General features: G+C 72.7%; 12 protein-coding genes and 1 pseudogene. 2 read left to right on the top strand and 11 right to left on the bottom strand.

Features of this window, described 5'->3' with window-relative positions; all coding sequences use genetic code 11:
- Positions 1 to 82 precede the first annotated feature (82 nt).
- The 9 genes from ESG85_RS23830 to ESG85_RS23785 all read right to left on the bottom strand — a co-directional run bounded on the left by ESG85_RS23830 (position 83) and on the right by ESG85_RS23785 (position 9,041).
- Positions 83 to 721 (bottom strand): contact-dependent growth inhibition system immunity protein, encoded by a 639-nt coding sequence (locus ESG85_RS23830; protein WP_128982560.1) that lies wholly within the window; start codon positions 719 to 721, stop codon positions 83 to 85.
- 9 nt (positions 722 to 730) lie between these two features.
- On the bottom strand, positions 731 to 1,192 hold the full coding sequence (locus ESG85_RS36995) for an RNase A-like domain-containing protein (protein WP_164986307.1): 462 nt from the start codon (positions 1,190 to 1,192) through the stop codon (positions 731 to 733).
- Position 1,193: 1 nt separating this feature from the next.
- Complete coding sequence (locus ESG85_RS23820) at positions 1,194 to 1,496, bottom strand: WXG100 family type VII secretion target (protein ID WP_128982558.1); 303 nt, start codon at positions 1,494 to 1,496, stop codon at positions 1,194 to 1,196.
- A gap of 52 nt (positions 1,497 to 1,548) precedes the next feature.
- Positions 1,549 to 1,959 carry a WXG100 family type VII secretion target gene (locus tag ESG85_RS23815; RefSeq protein ID WP_128982556.1) on the bottom strand — a complete coding sequence of 137 codons (411 nt, stop codon included), beginning with the start codon at positions 1,957 to 1,959 and terminating at the stop codon, positions 1,549 to 1,551.
- A gap of 62 nt (positions 1,960 to 2,021) precedes the next feature.
- A complete protein-coding gene (locus tag ESG85_RS23810; protein WP_128982554.1) occupies positions 2,022 to 2,681 on the bottom strand; it encodes a hypothetical protein in 660 nt (219 codons plus the stop codon).
- A 10-nt stretch (positions 2,682 to 2,691) separates the two neighbouring features.
- Positions 2,692 to 4,656 (bottom strand): RNase A-like domain-containing protein, encoded by a 1,965-nt coding sequence (locus ESG85_RS23805; protein WP_128982551.1) that lies wholly within the window; start codon positions 4,654 to 4,656, stop codon positions 2,692 to 2,694.
- Positions 4,657 to 4,993: 337 nt separating this feature from the next.
- Positions 4,994 to 5,878, bottom strand: a complete 885-nt coding sequence (locus ESG85_RS23800; RefSeq protein WP_128982549.1) for a geranyl diphosphate 2-C-methyltransferase — start codon at positions 5,876 to 5,878, stop codon at positions 4,994 to 4,996.
- Between the two features lie 17 nt (positions 5,879 to 5,895).
- Entirely contained in the window at positions 5,896 to 7,308 is a 1,413-nt protein-coding gene (locus ESG85_RS23795) for a family 2 encapsulin nanocompartment cargo protein terpene cyclase (protein ID WP_128982547.1), read from the bottom strand.
- A gap of 317 nt (positions 7,309 to 7,625) precedes the next feature.
- Positions 7,626 to 9,041, bottom strand: coding sequence for a family 2B encapsulin nanocompartment shell protein (locus ESG85_RS23785; protein ID WP_128982545.1), 1,416 nt, complete (start codon positions 9,039 to 9,041; stop codon positions 7,626 to 7,628).
- Between the two features lie 598 nt (positions 9,042 to 9,639).
- On the opposite strand from ESG85_RS23785, the pseudogene ESG85_RS36140 reads away from it, so the two are divergent.
- Both ESG85_RS36140 and ESG85_RS23770 read left to right on the top strand, forming a co-directional pair.
- A pseudogene (locus tag ESG85_RS36140) lies at positions 9,640 to 12,718 on the top strand (ABC transporter substrate-binding protein).
- 157 nt (positions 12,719 to 12,875) lie between these two features.
- Positions 12,876 to 13,949 (top strand): AfsR/SARP family transcriptional regulator, encoded by a 1,074-nt coding sequence (locus ESG85_RS23770; RefSeq protein ID WP_128982542.1) that lies wholly within the window; start codon positions 12,876 to 12,878, stop codon positions 13,947 to 13,949.
- 56 nt (positions 13,950 to 14,005) lie between these two features.
- Here ESG85_RS23770 and ESG85_RS23765 read toward each other — a convergent pair whose 3' ends face one another.
- Entirely contained in the window at positions 14,006 to 15,031 is a 1,026-nt protein-coding gene (locus ESG85_RS23765; protein ID WP_181019097.1) for an alpha/beta hydrolase, read from the bottom strand.
- A 136-nt stretch (positions 15,032 to 15,167) separates the two neighbouring features.
- On the bottom strand, positions 15,168 to 17,678 hold the full coding sequence (locus ESG85_RS23760) for a penicillin acylase family protein (protein ID WP_128982538.1): 2,511 nt from the start codon (positions 17,676 to 17,678) through the stop codon (positions 15,168 to 15,170).
- Positions 17,679 to 17,708 lie beyond the last annotated feature (30 nt).

Raw genomic sequence — 17,708 nt, 5'->3', positions numbered from 1 at the left:
GCAGCCGTACGGCCCCCACTGCCCCGGCGACTGCCCGCCGGCGCGGCGGAGAAACGGCGGGCCGGGCCGGTCGACCGAGTTCCTAGCCGCGCAGGCGCAGGGCGAGGGAGGCCAGCCATGCCGCCCGGGACAAGGGCGCCGGCGGCTCGACCTCGGAGCCGAGGGCCGCCAGGGCGATCGCCAGCCCGTCCTCGTCGAGGGGAAGGGCCAGCAGGTCGTGGAGCTCCCCCGTCAGCTGGGCGACGAGGCCGGGATCGGTGCCCTGCAGATAGTCGGCGAGGGCGGCCTCGTGGTCGCCGAACTCCTCCGGCATGTCCTGCGAGAACCAGCCGCCGAGCAGCTGCGCGAGCTCGGGGAAGCGGGATCGCCACTCCCACGGCGTCACGGGCGGGGCCGGTGGCGGCGCCTGGCCGGTGGCCAGGCTCTCGTCGAGCCGGTCGGCGAGCCCCGTGAGCCAGTCACGGAGCTCCTCGGGCGGCAGCCCCACGTCGGGCAGCCGGTAGTACTCGCCGAGCCTCAGGCGCAGCCGCCCCGGCGGATTGTCGGCATAGACGCGCAGCTGCTCCGCGGCCACGGCGATGGCCCAGGGCCGGGTGCGCCAGGTCTGCCGCAGATAGCCGTCGACCGCCTCGGCGGCGTGCGGGCCGAGGCCCAGGTGGGCACGGACGACCTGGTCGAGCTCGCCGTACTTGCGGTCGTGCTCGGCGGGGTTCAGGGACACGGCGGGCCTCTACAGGACGACGGGCAGGGAGGAGTGGACGGTGAACGGGTACGCGCCGGGCTCTTCGGACGTGTGACGGCGCAGCACCACCCGGACGGCGCGCACCTCGATGGGCTCCTGGCCGACGAGGCCCATGCCGGTGGTGAGGAGCGTGCCCACCGGGTCGGGCCGCGAGGGCCAGGCGGCCTCGATCACGAGACGCTGCCGGGTGGACTGGGCCAGCCAGCGGTGGATGACCTGCTCGTTCAGTGAGATCACCTGCTGGGTGGCCCACTGCGCGGTCGCCCGGTCCGGGAAGGTCGCGGCGCGGTCGGCACGTGCCGGGACGGGAAGCGCGGACGGCCCGGACGGCCCGGACGGCCCGGACGGTGCGGCTCGCTTCGTCAGGTCGGGTGCGGGGGCGGACACCGGTCCGGGCGCCGTCTCGGCAGCGCTACCAGGCGTCGTGTCCGGCGTCTCGTCGGCGGTCATCTCAGGCACCGCCCCAGCCGCGCAGGGTCGCCCGGTGGGCGGCGGAGTAGTTGGCGTGGCCGGTGGTGACGATGGAGTGCAGCACCTTCTGGGCGGCCTGCAGGTCCTCCATCTGCCGGTCCCAGCGGTCGAGTTCGTCCACGAAGGCCTCGCGGGCCTCGCCCTCCCAGGCGAGGACGACCGGCACCGTGCGGTCGTACAGCGCGCCCAGCTTCTCGTTGAGCTTCTTGATGATGTCCTCGAGGTCGCCGGCTATCTCGCGCAGCGCGACCAGGTCGACGGTGATCGAGCCGTCGTCGTTCACGATTCCCCCTGCCTTACGGACGTGCGGATGTACGAGGTGGCACGGACGCGCGTCAGAGGTCGTTGACCCTGCTGGCCGGCGCCGCCGTGCCGCCGGAGCCGCTGCCGCCCGGGACCTCGCCGGACAGTTCGCGGACCTCGGCGTCGATGTCGACCTTCTTCATCTCGGCCCGGAACTGCCGCAGGACGTCCAGCTCCTGGCGGGTGAACCCGTCGCGGCTCATGCGCACCGCCTTCGCCAGGACGCCGAGGATCTCCCGGACGCGTACGGCGTCCGCCCCGGCCTCCCGGTGCAGTTTTCGGTAGGCCGTCGCCGCCTCGCTGCGCCAGCGGGCCTCGGCCCGATCGACGATCGCGTCCATCCGGCGCACCTGCCCGTCGATGTGCGACCGCATGGCGTCGAGGTCGTCCGCGAGGCGCTTCAGGTCCTGGTCGGTCACGACCAGGTTCGGTTCCACTGCCATGACGGCGGCTCCTTCCGTGGCGAGGGGTGGTGGGCGAGGGGTGGTGGCGAGGGGTGGTGGGGTCAGTGCTGCTCGGCGAAGTGGGCGTGGACGGCGTCGAGGAGCAGCCGCAGCCGGGCGCTCGTCACGGACGGCATGACGGGCGCGAAGGCGGCGTCGAGCTCGGCGGGCGACCGGAACATGTACAGGACGCGCTGGAGCTGTCCGGCGAGACCGGCGATCCTGCCGTGGCAGTCGGGATGGTCCATGGCGACCAGCTCGCGTGCCTCCGCCTCGGGATCGCGGTCGTACTCACCGGTGGGCAGCTGGGACGCGAACTCGTTGACGACGTCGAAGCGGGCCAGTGCCTCCCACTGCGAGAGCGGCAGTTCCGCGTAGTCCGGGCAGTCGCCGAACCAGGGGTCGCGGACGAGTTCGGCGAGGGAACGCAGGAAGGCGTCGACGGGCTCGTCGCCGGCCGCCCGGGCGAGCCGGTCCCGGAAGACGGCGGGGCGGTCGCCGAACCGCTCCGTGCCGTATTCGTCGGCCAGTGCGTCGAGGAGCGAGGCCACCGCGTCGAAGGGCATGACCCAGGCGATCGCGTGCGAGTCCTGCATCAGCCGTGAGAGGCGCTGGAGTTCGTCCTCCAGCGGGGCACCCCCGGGGTTCCGGGAGGCCACGGCGAGGTCGACGAGGCGGGCGAGCACGCCGCTGGTCAGGACGGCGTCGGTGGATTCGGTCACCTGACGCATGTTAGGGGGCCTTCGGATAGGCGGTGAGCACGTAGAAGCCCTTGGTCTCGGGCGAGTAGGCGAGGACGACGTGCACCGTGTGCACGTCCTTCGCCTGGGCCGAGTAGCCGGAGGTGGCGAAGTCAGCCTGGCTCACCGAGGTTCCGACGGCCACCTGGTGCCCGTTCGCGTCCTTCACCGGGAAGTCCCAGGCCTTGACGGACGCGGGATTGAAGGTGCCGTTGGCGACCTTCTGCTCCTGGTTGCGCATCCAGGTCTCCAGCTCGGTCTTCTTCGACGGGTCGTTCACCGCGGTCTGCACGTACTGTTCGGCGGACGGGAGGTCGCGGAAGGTCGACGCGTCGGCTCCTCCCTGGTCGCGCAGCCGGTGCATCAGCTGCTGCGGGGTGAGCCCGATGTGCTTGTCGATCGTGTGGGCCTCCTTCCCCTCCCGCAGCGCGGCGGGGTGCGGGGGCTGGAAGTCGTTGCGTTCCCACTCCATCGAGGCGAGGTCGATGCCGAACCTGGCGTTCGGGTCCCGCGACTGCTCGTTGAGCGGGACGACCGACCGGTCGAACTCGAAGAGCGAGCGCGATCCGAACGCCTGGGCCCGCGCCGACTCCGACGCGAAGGTCGGCACCGCGCGCGAGGCCTCCCGCAGCGGGTCGAGCAGCTTCTTGACCACGTCGATCTGGGTGCGCAGCGAGGCTTCGTAGGTGTCGACGGCCCTGTTGACGGCGTCCGTGTCGATGGCGACCAGCACCGCGGCGCCCAGGCCCTTCCACATCTTCTTGAGCCGTTCGACGAGGCTCCCGACGTCGCGGATGTCGGTGATGTCGAGGAGGGCGACGGCCTCCTTGATGGCCTTGTACAGGATCCCGCGCAGCTCGGTGCGGACCTTCTCGGCGGCCTCCGCGTAGGAGCGGATGGCCTGGGCCAGCATCTGGGCGGTGGTGCTGAGGACGGCGAAGGCCGGCAGGCTGGTGCCCGCGCCGGTCGGCGGCTTGTGCCCCCATTCGTAGCCGGCCGTGTTCTTGCCCCAGGCCGTCGTCCCCCACAGCGAGGACACGAACTGGTGCATCGCCTTGTTCCAGTCCGCGTTGGCGTTGTCCGTGATGGTGTCGACGGTGGCGCTGAGCTGGCCCTGGATGATGCCGATGCCCGTCTGGTACGGCAGCCAGGCCTGCGAGAGCTCGTTGACCCTCAGGTAGTTCGGGAGCGGCAGGATCTCCAGCGCGCGGCCGGTGCGCAGTGCCTCCTCGATCACGGAGCGCATCAGGGAGCCGGGGATGTCGCCGTCGTCGAAGATGTCGGCGAAGTCGTCGACGGGGTTTCCGTCGCGGACGCCGAACGGCGGCGGTGCCGGGTACGCCGGCGGGGACGTGATGACCTGGGGCGGCGCCTGCGGCGCGAAGGGCGGGTTGAGCGGGTGGGTTGCCGCGTCCGCCTGCCGGAAGTTGTCGGCCGTGATGGTGAAGCCGACCGCCGCGCCGCCGATGGCGACCACGGCCTTGCCGTGCACCTCCAGGAGGAGGGTGAGGACCGCGGCGTACTGGGTGGCGAACTCGACGGTGACGGTGCCGGATCCACCGACCTTGGAGTAGCCGGCGTGGACGTCGAGGAACTGCGTGAGCGCCTTGTGGAACGACTGCTGCTCGACGGCGAGGGCCGACGACACCTGGTAGAGGTGGAACGGCTGCACGTCGAAGCCGCCGGGTGCCGTCCACGGGTTGTTCACGGCGGGCGGGGTCGCCGGCGGCAGCTGCGGCGGCGGGCCGGAGTGCGGCGGGGTCGGCGACGCGTTCGGGCTGGGTGACGGCGTCGGACCGGGGCTGGGCGAGCCGGAGGACGGGGCCGGCGACGGCAGGTGGGTGGTGCCGGGCGTGGGCGTCGTGGTGGGCTGGGGGCTCGGGCCGGGACCGGAGCTCGGGCCGGGGCCCGGCGACGTGGTGGCGGTCGGGCTCGGGCTCGGCGTCGGCGTGCTCACCGGCGGGTCCCGCGTGCGACGCGCGTGCCGCCGGTTCCGTCCGTGCCGTACTCCGCGCGGTGACACGACGCGTGCGTGTCCCTGCCCCGTATGCGTCCCATGAGTCCCCCCGGCGCTCCAGGCCCTGTCCGGCGCCTTGCGATGCGGCGCACCGGACGCCGCGGCCGACCCGACGCTGATCCGCCGGACAGGCCCTACCGGACTGTTGCCGAAGCTAACGCGCTTGCGCCGAAATCCCAAAGGAGTAAAGGACGTTGGCCGAAAATCGCACATGCCGGAGCCGGACCCGGCCGGCATGTCGGTCGGGTCCGGCTCCTTTCCGCCGGTGGGGCGGCGGTCAGACGCGGTCGGCGGCGATCAGGAGGTACTGGAAGGAGCCGTCCTTGTACGACTCGATGAAGGCCTCCTCGATCCCGGTGACCAGCGAGGACGTGGCCCGCAGCTCCCAGTAGGGAAGGGTCGCGGCGGTGAGGTCCACGACGGCCTGGGGCACCAGACGGTTGTCGGCCATGGCGCGCAGGTACTCGCGGCGGGAGTGGATGTTGCACTCGAAGTGGGCGTTGATCTGGGAGACCCACTTGGAGGGCTGGCCGTAGCGCGGGTTCCAGCAGCCGGTGATGGTGACGTAACGGCCGCCGACCGCGAGGACCCTGGAGTGCTCGGCGAAGAGGTCGTGCAGGTCGACGTACATGCTGGACTCGTTGTTCCACGAGCCGGCCATCTGCCCGGTCTCGAAGGGGGTGTCGAGCATGTTGCAGACCCGGGCGCGGACGTGGTCGTCGATGCCGATCTCGGCGGCCCGCCGGTTGGCGAACTCGGCCTGCTTGGCGGAGAGGGTGACGCCCTCCACCTTGGAGCCGAAGCGCTGGTGGGCCATCACCATCGAACCGCCGCGCCCGCAGCCCGCGTCCATGAGGGTGTCGCCGGGCTCGATGGTGCCGAGGTGGTCGAGGAGCACCTCGGCCTGGGCCGACTCCAGCCGGTGCAGCTCGGCGATCAGCTTCTTCTCGTACTCGCTGTCCTCGGGGTCGCCGAGGGAGGCGTGGTCGATGTCGCCGATGCCGTAGTGGTGGTGGTAGAGCCCGTCCACGTCGCCGAGACGCAGGTTCACGGGCCTGGCCTCGTTGTTCCAGTAGCGGGCGATGTCGCCCTGGTAGGGCGTCGCGGGCGCGGGGACGAACGTGGTGGCGCCTTCGGCGGTGGTGAACTCGGTGCTGGTCACAGATAAGGGTCCGTTTCTTACCAGAAGTCGGGCAGGCTGTATCGGTAGGTGTTGGTCTGGTGCCAGTAGTGGTTGCCGTCGACCCAGGCGGCCACGCCACGGAGGAAGCGCAGGACGACGGGGGTGGGGCAGCCGGCGGCGAGGGCGGCGGCCTCGGCCTCGAAGGCGTGCATGAGGTCGTTGTGGACCTCGACCGCCTTCAGGTAGGCCTCCTTGGCGGAGAGGCCCTCGCGCTCGGCGATCACCACGGGCAGGTTGAGGTGCGTGCCGGGACTGTCGAGCTCCTTGGTGTAGGAGTACAGGTCGTTCACAATGGTGGTCGCGTTCCCGGCGAGCGCGATGACCCGCTGCATGGCGGGCAGGGCGTGGAGGTCGGCGGGCAGCTCGTAGCCGCCGACGGTGTCGGTGATGGTCGGGCAGGGGCGGAAGTTGTTGAACTGGCGCATGGCCAGGTACTCCCACACCTCGGGTACGTGGTCGGTCTCGGCCCACGCCGCCTCGGCGAGGTACCCCATGTGCAGGCGTGCCATGTCGTGCCGGTAGCGGTCGGCCTGGGACGGCGTGGCCAGCCGGCAGAAGTAGTCCATCGCGGAGCGGTAGGCCCGGCGCGGGCCGTCCGACGCGAGCGACTCCCGCCAGGCGGGGGCGTACTCCTCGGTGGTGTGCAGCGGGTCGAGCGCCGTGTGGGCGAGGAGGAGCCGGCTGCCGAGCCCGATGGGCGAGCCGCCGTGGTCCTCGCAGTAGACGTCGTCGACCGCGTTCTCCGCGACCATCAGGCGCGTGGCGGCCATGAGGTGGTCGACGGTGGGCGCGTCCGGGTGGCAGGCGACCATGTAGCGTCCGACGGAGAAGCCGTCGAACTGGTCCTCCCACTCCGCCGGGACCGCCTGGACCTCGTCGACCGCCCACTCCTTGATGCGGCGGCTGACCTCCGCCACCCGGGCGGGGTCGGGCTCGGCGATGGGGTGGAAGTAGAGACCGGGTACGGGCGTGCCCTGAGCGGCCGACGTCTCGCCGTCGAGCGCCGCCGACGCCGCCGCCAGTACGGCCTCCACGGCTGCCGCGACCGGCGCCGCCGGCACGGTCGGTACCGGTGGTGCCGGTGGCGCGGCCGGTGCCGGCAGGGCGGTCGGCGCGGCCGGCTCCGGTGGTGCGGGCGGCGCGGCCGGCTCGGCCCGCCGGGCCAGGGACAGCGCCGTCGTCCCCAGGCCGCTGGGGCCGCGCAGGATGCGTTCCAGCGCGGACTCCGGCGGTACGGGTGCGAGGGCGGCGGCCGTGCCGGCGGCCTCGGGCCCGGCCGGGGCGGGCGGCGCTTCGCCGGTCGCCGTCCCCGCGGACCGGAACGGCGCGGTGGGCGGACCGGGCAGCGGTGGACGGGCGGGCGCCGCGGCCGGACCCGTGGGCAGGGAGGAAGGCCCGGGATCGGGCATCCGTGGCTCCTTGGTGGGATGGGGGGCCGTCCCGGTCAGGACAGCCCTGCCCGGCGCGGCCCTCGGACTGATCCTCGGCGCTCGGCCGCTGGGTCGTCTCTTCCGGATCCTGGCCGGGTCCGGCCCGGATCCGAAGGAAACGCCCTGGGGCGTGTGTCGAAAGTGGCGTCGTCCGCCCGGAGGGCGTGGCGGGGGCGTCCGGTGCGTGCGATCGCGAGGCGGAGGGAGGAGAGCGCAGCGGGCTGCGCCGACGACCGACAACGCGGCGAGCGTGCGTGCCAGGCGTTCCCCGCCGGACGGGACTTTCGACACACGCCCTAGTCGCGCCTGCGGGCGATCTGCACGTTCTCCAGCACGCCGAGCGCGTCGGGCACCAGGACGGCGGCGGAGTAGTACGTGGTGACCAGGTACGAGATGATCGCCTGGTCGTTGATGCCCATGAAGCGCACCGACAGGCCCGGCTCGTACTCCTCCGGCAGTCCGGTCTGGCGCAGACCGATGACGCCCTGGTTGTCCTCGCCGGTACGCATGGCGATGATCGAGCTGGTCTGTTCCTTGCTGATGGGGATCTTGTTGCAGGGCAGGATCGGCACCCCGCGCCAGGCCGGGACGGACTGTCCGCCCACGTCCACGTGGTCCGGGTAGAGGCCGCGGGCGTTGAACTCGCGGCCGATCGCGGCGATGGTCTTCGGGTGGGCGAAGAGGAACTTGGTGCCGCGGCGGCGGCAGAGCAGTTCGTCGAGGTCGTCCGGGGTGGGCGCGCCGGAGTGGGGCTGGATCCGCTGCTTGAAGTCGGCGTTGTTGAGCAGACCGAACTCGCGGTTGTTGATCAGCTCGTGCTCCTGGCGCTCGCGCAGCGCCTCGATCGTGAGCCGGAGCTGTTCCTCGGTCTGGTTCATCGGGCCGTTGTAGAGGTCGGCGACCCTGGTGTGCACCCGCAGCACGGTCTGGGCGACGGAGAGCTCGTACTCGCGCGGCTTGAGCTCGTAGTCGACGAAGGCGCCGGGGAGTTCGGCCTCGCCGACGTGACCGGCCGACATGGCGATCTCGGCCTCGCCGTGCTTGTTCTGCCGCTGCTGGGGCAGCGAGCTGAAGTCCCGGATGTGGGACGCGAGCGTGGTCGACTGGGCCTGTACGGAGGCGAAGTCGGCGCGGGAGAGGGTGAGCAGGGTGCCGGGCGTCTCGGCGGTGGCGGTGTAGTCCCACATGGCGTCGGCGTCCAGGAGCGCGTTCTCGCCGAACCGGTCGCCGTCGGCGAGGACCGCGACGGCGACCTCGTCGCCGTACTTGCCGACCGAGGTCTGGCTGATCCGGCCGTGGGCGATCAGGTGGATCTGCTCGGCGGGCGTGCCGCGCTCGACGATGACCTCTCCGGCGCGGAAGTCGCGCTGGACGCACCGGTCGGCGAGGGCCCTGAGCACCTCCTCGTCGTCGAAGTCGCGCAGCAGGGCGAGTTCGCCGAGTTCCCGGGGGATGACCCGGACGGCGGCGCCGTCCTGGACGAACTCGATGACACCGTCGCCGACGGTGTAGGTCAGCCGGCGGTTGACCCGGTAGGCGCCACCCTTCGTCTCCACCCACGGCAGCGTCCGCAGCAGCCACCGGGAGGTGATCTCCTGCATCTGCGGGGCGGACTTGGTGGTGGTGGCGAGGTTGCGGGCAGCCGCGGTGCTGAGGCTGGACTGCGGCCGCGGCGGCTCCAGCTCCGTGTCCGGGCCGGTCTCAACGGTCATGGGACGAGCGCTCCTTGAAAAGAGGAAAAACCGACACAATCTCTGGGAATCCGTCCAGATCCGTGGGAACAGTAGCGGCCCGCGGAAGGCGTCCGCCCAGCCGGAACGGGGGCATTACCTCGAAGCAGTGATCTTGCTCGACGCGGGGTTTATCCGGCCCGACGACGACATTCGAGCCACCCCGGGAGAGCCCGCGGGGGCGCGCGATGGGGCCTTCGCGCCCCCGCTTAACTCCCCTGCCTCGCGACGCGTTTGACGATGACTCAGGTCAGCGGGCGCCGGGCAGGCCCGTCGGGGCGCACGACGCCTTCCGCCGAACGGGCGGCCGCCCCGTGCCGGTGCCGAGATGTTTCGGCCACGCCGCCTCCGCCCCCCGCACGGACGGACCCCCGCAGGCGGATGCGGCCACCCGTGGTCGAACGCGAGTCCACGCGAACGGGCGCCCGCCCGGCGGTCCGTCGGAGAGGGTGGCAGCGACCTGAGGGGCGGCGGGTTCTGATGTAATCGGCTGGAGTCGTCGGCGGACGGTCCCCCTCGCACGGGATCACCGGCCGGAGGGGGAACGTTGGAAGAGCTGGGCGCCGCGGACCCGCGGCAGGTGGGGCGCTACCGGATCCTCGCGCGCCTCGGCGCGGGCGGCATGGGCCGGGTGTACCTGGGCCGCTCCACCAGCGGCCGGATGGTCGCCGTGAAGGTGGTGCGCGACGAACTCGCGGAAGACCCCGACTTCCGGCGCCGCTTCGCCCGGGAGGTGGAGGCGGCCCGCCGGGTGACCGGCTTCTTCACCGCGGCCGTCGTCGACGCCGACCCCGACGGCTCCCCCGCCTGGCTCGCCACCGCCTACGTGCCCGGCATGCCGCTCGACGCGGCGGTCCGCGCCCACGGCGCCTGGCCCCGGCGCCCGCTCCTCGCCCTGGGGGCGGGCCTGGTCGAGGCGCTGGAGGCCATCCACGGCACCGGACTCGTCCACCGCGACCTGAAGCCGTCGAACGTGCTCCTCGCCGCCGACGGGCCGCGCGTCATCGACTTCGGCATCTCGATCGTCGCGGAGGCGAGCGTCCTCACCCGGACGGGCACGGTGATCGGCACCCCCGGGTTCATGTCCCCGGAGCAGGTGACCGGACGTCAGGTGGGCCCCGCCGGCGACGTGTTCTCCCTCGGCGTGGTGCTGGCCTACGCCGGCACCGGCGCGGCGCCGTTCGGGAGCGGCTCGCCGCACTCGGTGAACTTCCGCGCGGTGTACGAGCCCCCGGCCCTCCAGGGCCTGCCCGCAGGCACCGACTTCGTCGGCCGCTGCCTGGAGAAGGACCCCGCGCGGCGGCCCACCGTGCCCGAGCTCCTGGCGGAGTTCGCCCGCCTGCTCGGCGAGACCGGTGGCCACACGTACAGGGGCGGTCTGCCGGAGGAGACCGACTGGCTGCCGGAGACGGTGGCCCTGACCCTCACCCGCCCGGCGGGGACGGACGCCCCGGCGACGCCGCAGCCGCAGCCGCAGCCGCAGCCGGAACCTGCTCCCGAGCGGCGCCCGCACGCGAACGGCCCGGCCGCGGAACCCGGCGGCGCCTCGTCACCGACGCCTCCGGACCCGCGGAACGCCCTGGCCAAGTCGCCCGCCCCCTCCCCCGCCGCCCCTGTCTCCGCCGCCGAGCCGGCCCAGGCCCCGGCCTCCGCACCCGCACCCTCGCCCCCACCCGCCACAGCCCCGGCCCCGGCCCCGGCCGCCGCTCCGAGCGCACCGTCACCGGCCCCCGGCGCCCCGGCCGTGCCGCCCGTGCCGCAGGCTCGCCCGCCCGTGCCCTCGGCCCCGCCTCCCGTGCCGCCGCGGCCCGGCGGCGACCCCGTCCTCGTCTCCACCCGGGCGCCCGGCTCCCCCGACACGGTCCCGTCCCGCCCCGCCACCACCCGTCCGGGAGGGCGCGGGCGGACCCGCCGTGTCGTGGCGATCGCCGTCGCCGCGGCGCTGGTGACCGGCGGCGGCGTGACCGCGCTCGTCGTCAACCTCGGCAAGGGCGACGACAAGGGCAGCAGCGGCGACGCGGCCGCCTCCACGGGCGGCGGCTCGGGCGCGGGTCCGTCCTCCGGCACCGCCGCCGCCGGCTTCGACGCCGCGGTCGGGACGGTGGTCAGTCCCTCGACTGGGAAGGGCGGCACGCTGCGCCTCGTCAGCGGCGACGACGCCGACTCCTGGGATCCGGCCCGCTCCTACTACGGGTGGGTCTGGAACATGCAGCGGCTCTACGCCCGCACGCTGCTCACGTACGACACGAAGCCCGGCAAGCAGGGCCTCGAACTCGTCCCCGACCTGGCCGAGGCCCGGCCCGAGGTCTCCCCCGACGGGAAGACCTACACCGTCAGGCTCAGGCGCGGCCTCACGTTCGAGGACGGCACCCCGATCACCTCCCGGGACGTCGCGTACGCGATCGAGCGCGTCTTCGCGCAGGACGTCGTCAGCGGCGGTCCCACGTATCTCCGGGAGGTCCTCGACCAGGGGCAGAACTACCGGGGTCCGTACGAGGACGGCGGCACCGGTCTGAAGTCGGTCGTCACGCCGGACGACCGGACGCTCGTCTTCCGCCTCGCCGCACCGGACTCGCGCTTTCCGCACCTGCTGGCCATGGGCGCCACCTCGCCCGTGCCCCGGGCGAAGGACACCAGGAGCCGCTACGGCGAGAAGCCGGTCTCCTCGGGGCCGTACCGGTTCGACGCGTACCGCCCGGGCACCTCGCTCGTCCTGGTCCGCAACCCGCGCTGGAACCCGGCCACCGACCCGGTGCGCAAGGCCCTTCCGGACCGGATCGAGCTGACCGTCTCCACCCCTCCGGAGCGGCTGGCCCGGCAGCTGCTCGACGGCAGCGCCCACCTCGACGCCTCGCAGAGCGGGCTGCCCCAGGCCTCGGCCCCTCTGGTGCTCGGGGACGAGAAGACGAGGGCCCTCGCGGACGCCCCGTACTCCGGGCTGCTCCGCACCGTCGCCCTGGTCTCCACGACCGCGCCCTTCGACGACGTGCACTGCCGCAAGGCCGTGCTGTACGCGGCCGACACCACCGCGCTGGAGACCGCCCACGGCGGTCCGGTGGCCGGCAGCCGCCACGGCAACATGCTGCCTCCGACCGTCCCCGGCAGCGACGGCTACGACCCCTTCGGCCTGACCGAGGGCACGTCCCGGCCGGCCCGGGCGAAGGAGGAACTCGCGGCCGAAGGACGTCGCGGTCGCCGAGGCACTCCGCGCCGCCCTCGCGAAGGTGGGCATCACCGTGAAGATCGAGCAGCTCGACTTCACGAAGTTCCTCGACGTCGTCCAGACCCCAGGCGAGGTGAAGAACAAGGGCTACGGCCTCATCTCGGCCGGCTGGGGCGCCGACTTCCCGCACGGCGCGAACTTCCTGGAGCCGCTGGCCGACGGACGCCAGATCCTGCCCGCCGGAAACGCCAACTACGCCCAGGTCGACGACCCGGCGATCAACTCCCTGCTCGACCGGGCCAGGCGCGAGCAGGACGCCGCGCGGGCCACCGAGCTCTACCGGCAGATCAACCACAAGCTCACCGACGGCGCCTACTACCTGCCCGTCGCCGCCGTGAAGAACCTCAACTACCGCAGTCCCCGGCTCACCAACGTGTACGTCAGCCAGGCCTACGGCATGGTCGACATCCAGGCGCTGGGCGTCACCGGCTCCTGAACGCGGCCTCACGCCCGGCGACGACCCGCCCGTCACCCCGCCACTCACCCCGCCTGTCACTCCGGATGGTTCCGGATGCCCCGCCCGCCGCCCCCGGCACTACCTTGTCGGCGACATCCGCCAGACCGACCACCGATCCGGAGCCCGGGGAGCAGCGATGCCGACCTCCGTCACGACCAGGCGCCCCGCCACGGGGCATCCCGCGGAGGAGCGGTCCGCCGCCCTCGTCCTCGGGCCGCGGGAGCGCGAGGTGCTGTCCGCGGTCGGCTGCGGTCTGCGGGACGACGAGATCGCCACCGTGCTGGCCCTGCCCGAGGAGTCGGTGGCGGAACTCCTCGCGCGGATCCTCCGGAAGCTCGGGCTGCGTGACCGGGCCGCCGCCATCGTCCATGCCTTCGACTGCGGCCTCGTCCTCCCGGGTCTCGGCCCCCGCACCGCCGCCGGCGGAGTGGCGGGCCGGCCGGCCGGGCCGCGGCTGCGGCTCTCCGTGCTCGGGCCGCTGCGGGCCTGGCAGGACGGGCGGCCCCTGCACCTCGGACATCTGCGCCGACAGGCCGTGCTGGCCGCACTGGCGCTCCGTGCGGGCCGGACGCTCAGCCGGCAGGAGCTGCTGGACGGGGTGTGGGGCCCGGAGCCACCGGCGGCCAACGTGGTGCCGGTGTACGTCTACCGGTTGCGCAAGGCCCTGGGCACCGGAGCGGGACCGGACGCGGTCATCGCGTACGAGCGGTGCGGCTACCGGCTGCTCCCCGGCGCGGTCGATGTGGACGCCGCCCGGCTGGAGGAGCTGGTCGCCGCCGTGGGGGCGGCGGACCGGGCGGGCGAACCGGCGGAGGCGGTCCGGCTGTGCTCCGAGGCGCTCGGTCTGTTCCGCGGTGAGCCGCTCGCCGGACTGCCCGGGCCGCTCGCGGAGCGGGAGCGGCTGCGGCTCGCGGATCGCCGGATGGGCCTCGTCCGGCGGAAGTCGGCGTATCAGCTGCGGCTCGGGCGGCGCTCCGAGGCGGTCGCCGAACTGTCCGCGCTGTCCGCGGCGCACCCGCTGGACGAGCCGGCGGCGGCGATGCTGATGCGGGCGCTGTACGGCTGCGGCAGGCAGGCCGACGCGCTTGCCGTCTTCGACCGTGTCCGCCGCCGGCTCGCCGAGGACCTGGGCGTCGCGCCGAGCCGGCTGCTGCGGCGCACGCACCGGATGATCCTGCGCGGGGACGAGGCCGGCGCGACGGCGTGCTGATCGCCGTTCGCGCCGGCCCCTCCCTCCGCGTTCCCCCGCGCGGCAGACGGACGGGGTCAGGAGGCGAGGAGCCTCTCCAGGCGCGGGATCAGGTCCCGGAGGTCCTGCTCCCAGCAGCCCGCGTTGTGGCCGCCGTCGCACCGGGTGCCCCAGCCGGCGCCGTCACCGTAGTTCACGTAGTAGTAGGACATGCCCAGGGCGTCCATGCTGTTCTTGGCGTGCTTGGCCGCGCCTTCGACCCAGAACTCCGGTTCGGTCGGCGAGCCTCCGCCGTTGCCCACGTAGATCGAGACGCCGACGTCCTTGAGCCGGTCCATGTGCCCGGCCGGGTCGACCTCGTTCCACCGCCAGTCGGCGTTGAAGACCGGGTAGGGCGAGCCGAAGGCGGCGTCGCTGTCGACGCCGGGCTTGTACGGGGACTCGGCGGGGTCGCAGGAGCCGGAGGACGAGGCACAGATCGCGCCCGTCGCGTCGATGAGGGAGGCGACGACGGCGAAGCGGAGGTCCATGGACTTGGCCGACAGGTCGATGTCGCCGGAGAGGGACGCGGTCTGGGCGAACAGGTCGGGGCGGACCTGCGCGTAGTGGAAGGCACCGAAGCCGCCCATGGAGACGCCGGCGACGGCCCTGGCCTTCTTGTACGGGATGGTCCGCAGGTTGGCGTCGATGAACGGGACGACCTGGTCGAGGTGGAAGTTCTCCCAGTTCTGCGCGCCGAGCACGGTCTTCTGGTTCAGCCAGTTCGCGTACCAGCCGCGGGCGCCGCCGTCCGGGATCACGGTGATCATCCGGTCGGACATCGACAGCGCCGGATAGGTCTGCTGGACGGGGTCGTCGGGCGAACCGTGCAGGAAGTACAGCACCGGGTAGCGCCGGTCGGGGTCGTCGTAGTACCCCTTCGGCAGGATGATCTTGATGTGGTGTTCTCCGCTGACCTCGGGTGTGGTCACGGTGAGGTGGAAGTTCGTGGGGTCGCCGACGGGCGGCTCGACCTGGGTCAGGCCGAACCCGTCCGTCATCGGCGGCGGCGCGGCGCCGTCGGCGGCCTGGGCCGGACCGGCGGTCGGCATGACCGCGGCCATGGCCGCGACCGTCCACGCCACCACCAGCCGCCACCTGCGCGATGTTCGTCTCACGGTTGTCCCCTCCCTGTGGGGTGCTCGGCGGGATTCCTGTGCTCGGTGGGTCCGTACGGTGCTCGTTGGGTCCGTGCGGTGCTCAGTCCAGGACGACGGTCCGCAGTACGGGTGAGGCCGCGATCTGTTCCTCGGTGAACCGCTCGGTGACCCAGCCGCCGGCCGAGAACAGCCGCGTCTGGTCCGCGTGGTGCGGGGAGTTCGGGTTCGCGGACTGCGAGTAGGCCAGGACGGACCGTGCCTCGGGCGGGCCGTCGGCGGTGAAGCGCACGAGCTGGACGAAGCTGGTGCCGAAGACGACGTCCGGCCTTCCGTCGACCTGGCCGGGGGTGATGACGTTCAGGACGCCGAGTTCGCTGATCATTCCGTGGACCGGGATCTGCTCGCCGTTGCGCGTGACCTTGACGGTGTCCGACAGCGGTGCGTTCAGCGGGACTCCCGCGTTCCGCAGGGCGAGGACCGCCCGGGCGAGCGCGTCCCGGACGGCGGAGCTCCCGGAGTCCAGCGAGTTGGGCGTGTGCACCGGGTCCTTGGGGTCGAAGGGCACCTTCCAGGGCAGCTTCTCGACACCCTGGCCGCCGGACAGGGCGGACCAGTAGTTCGCGAACAGCAGGGATCCGCGGCTGTCCGCCGTGTAGTCGTGGCTCTTCCAGGCCGCCAGGACGGGGCAGGCCTCGCTCACGTTGACCAGGTTGCCGTCCACCAGCACGAGTCCGAAGGGGACGTTCCGGCAGGCGGTCACCGTCGCGTCGAGCGCGAGGTCGGCGGCCCTGCTGTTGTCGGCGTACAGCAACTGCCCCATGTTCTCGGGCGTGAAGCCGCGGCCCGGCAGTCCGTCGGTTCCGTTGATCCGGTTCTCCGCGGTCACGATCAGTTCCTGGGTGCGCAGCGACCGGGGCGCGGCGGAGTCGCCCATCACCCTGGGGTAGGACAGCGGCTGCTCGGGGTTGGCCAGCCAGGGGCTGTCGTTGGCGTTGCCGACGAAGTCGGCGCGGATCAGCCGCGGCTGCAGGTGCGGGTCGAGGAGGCCGGGCGCGACGGCGTCGGGGTCGTCGGGCCAGTCGCAGGCGCTGCGCTTGCCGTCGAAGACGGAGATGGGCGGGACGTTCGGCAGTCGCAGGGGCTGGTCGAACAGCAGCTTGCCGGTCTCCGTGAGGCAGGCGCGGGCGTGCTCGTCGGTGATGTTCGGGGTGGCCTGGATGTCCGCGTACAGGACGTTGCCCTTGCGGTCGGAGGCGACGGTGTTGAAGAAGGGGACGCCCTGGGTGGTCTCCAGCGTGTTCACGACGTCGTGGACGTCCTTGGCCCGGTCGAGGTGGAACCAGGTGTTGAGGGCCCGCAGGTTGTTCATGTTGACGTCGCGCACCGCGTGCGCGCTCACCACCCAGGGCAGCGGGACGCCCTGGATCGACGTGGTGACGGGGCCGTAGCGGGTGGACCACAGGGTCCTCGTGACCCTGCCGAGGGAGCCGTCGGCGTTCCGTACGTCGACGGAGACCTGCTGTGAGGTCATCCGCTCCCACTGGCCGTCGACGAGGTACACGGTCGGGTTCAGCGGGTCCACCTGGACGTCGAACAGGCCGAACGGTGCCACGGTGGCGACCGTGTGGCTCCAGGCGACGTCGGCGTTGTGGCCGATGTTGACCACCGGGAATCCGAGCAGGCTGGCGCCGGAGACGTCGAACTCTCCGGGGATCGTCAGGTGGCTCTGCCACATGCGGTTCTTGCCCTGCCACGGGAAGTGCGGGTTGGCCAGCATCATGCTCGTGCCGCCGGCCACTCCCTGGGAGCCGACCGCCAGCGCGTTGCTGCCCATGCCCTGTCGGCTGCTCGCCGCCATCGCATCGCGGATCCGGCGGGCGGTCTGCGCGGGTGAGGGCTGTCGCCGCCGGTCGGCGGAGGCGGCATCCCGGTCCGGGGCGGCGGGGGCAGGAGACCCCGCGGAGGGCCCGGACGCCGTGGCGCCCGGCGGTGCCGCGTTCACCAGGCCGTCGAGCAGTGCGTCGGCGCTGCCCATGATGATCTCGGCGTGGGCGTGCCGGTAGACGTCCGTCTCGGTGATCGGCCGTACCCAGGCGGCGCCGCGGCAGGCCGGGTCGGTGATGCCGTCGACGCCCGTCTCGGCCAGGTACCTGTTGTATCCCTGGACGTAGCCGCGGATCGCCTCCTTGACCTCCGGCTCCGGTCCGTCGGGCGCGGGCCGGGCGAGGAGCCGCTCCACCACGCCGTCGTCCTTGATCCGCTGGAAGTAGAGGTCGCTGTTGAGGTTGGTGGTGGTGTTCTGGTTCTTGCCGGGACTGGCCTTGCCGTCGGGTCCCAGATGGCGGGAGCGCTGGGCGTTGACCATCAGGTACGTGTCGGCCAGCGTGCAGATGTTGTCCCTGGCGGCGGCGTAGCCGTAGCCCGTGCCCATGCCCTCCCACGTCGAGGCGATGACGTGCGGGATCCCGTACTCGGTGTACCGGATCGTGGGCTTGTCCGGGCCCGGTGCGGCGGCGGGCGGGCCGGTGGCCGCCGTCGTACCTGTCACCGTGACCGCCACCGCGGTCACGACCGCCGTCAGCAGTCCCGTTCCGCGTCTCCTCCGCGCCATCGAGCCGTCCTTCCCCAGTCCTGCAGGCTT

It is taken from the genome of Streptomyces roseicoloratus, from assembly GCF_004117935.1.
Classification (GTDB): domain Bacteria; phylum Actinomycetota; class Actinomycetes; order Streptomycetales; family Streptomycetaceae; genus Streptomyces; species Streptomyces roseicoloratus.
Note: the sequence above shows the minus strand (reverse complement) of the source record. Positions and strands in the feature narration are given on the sequence as shown.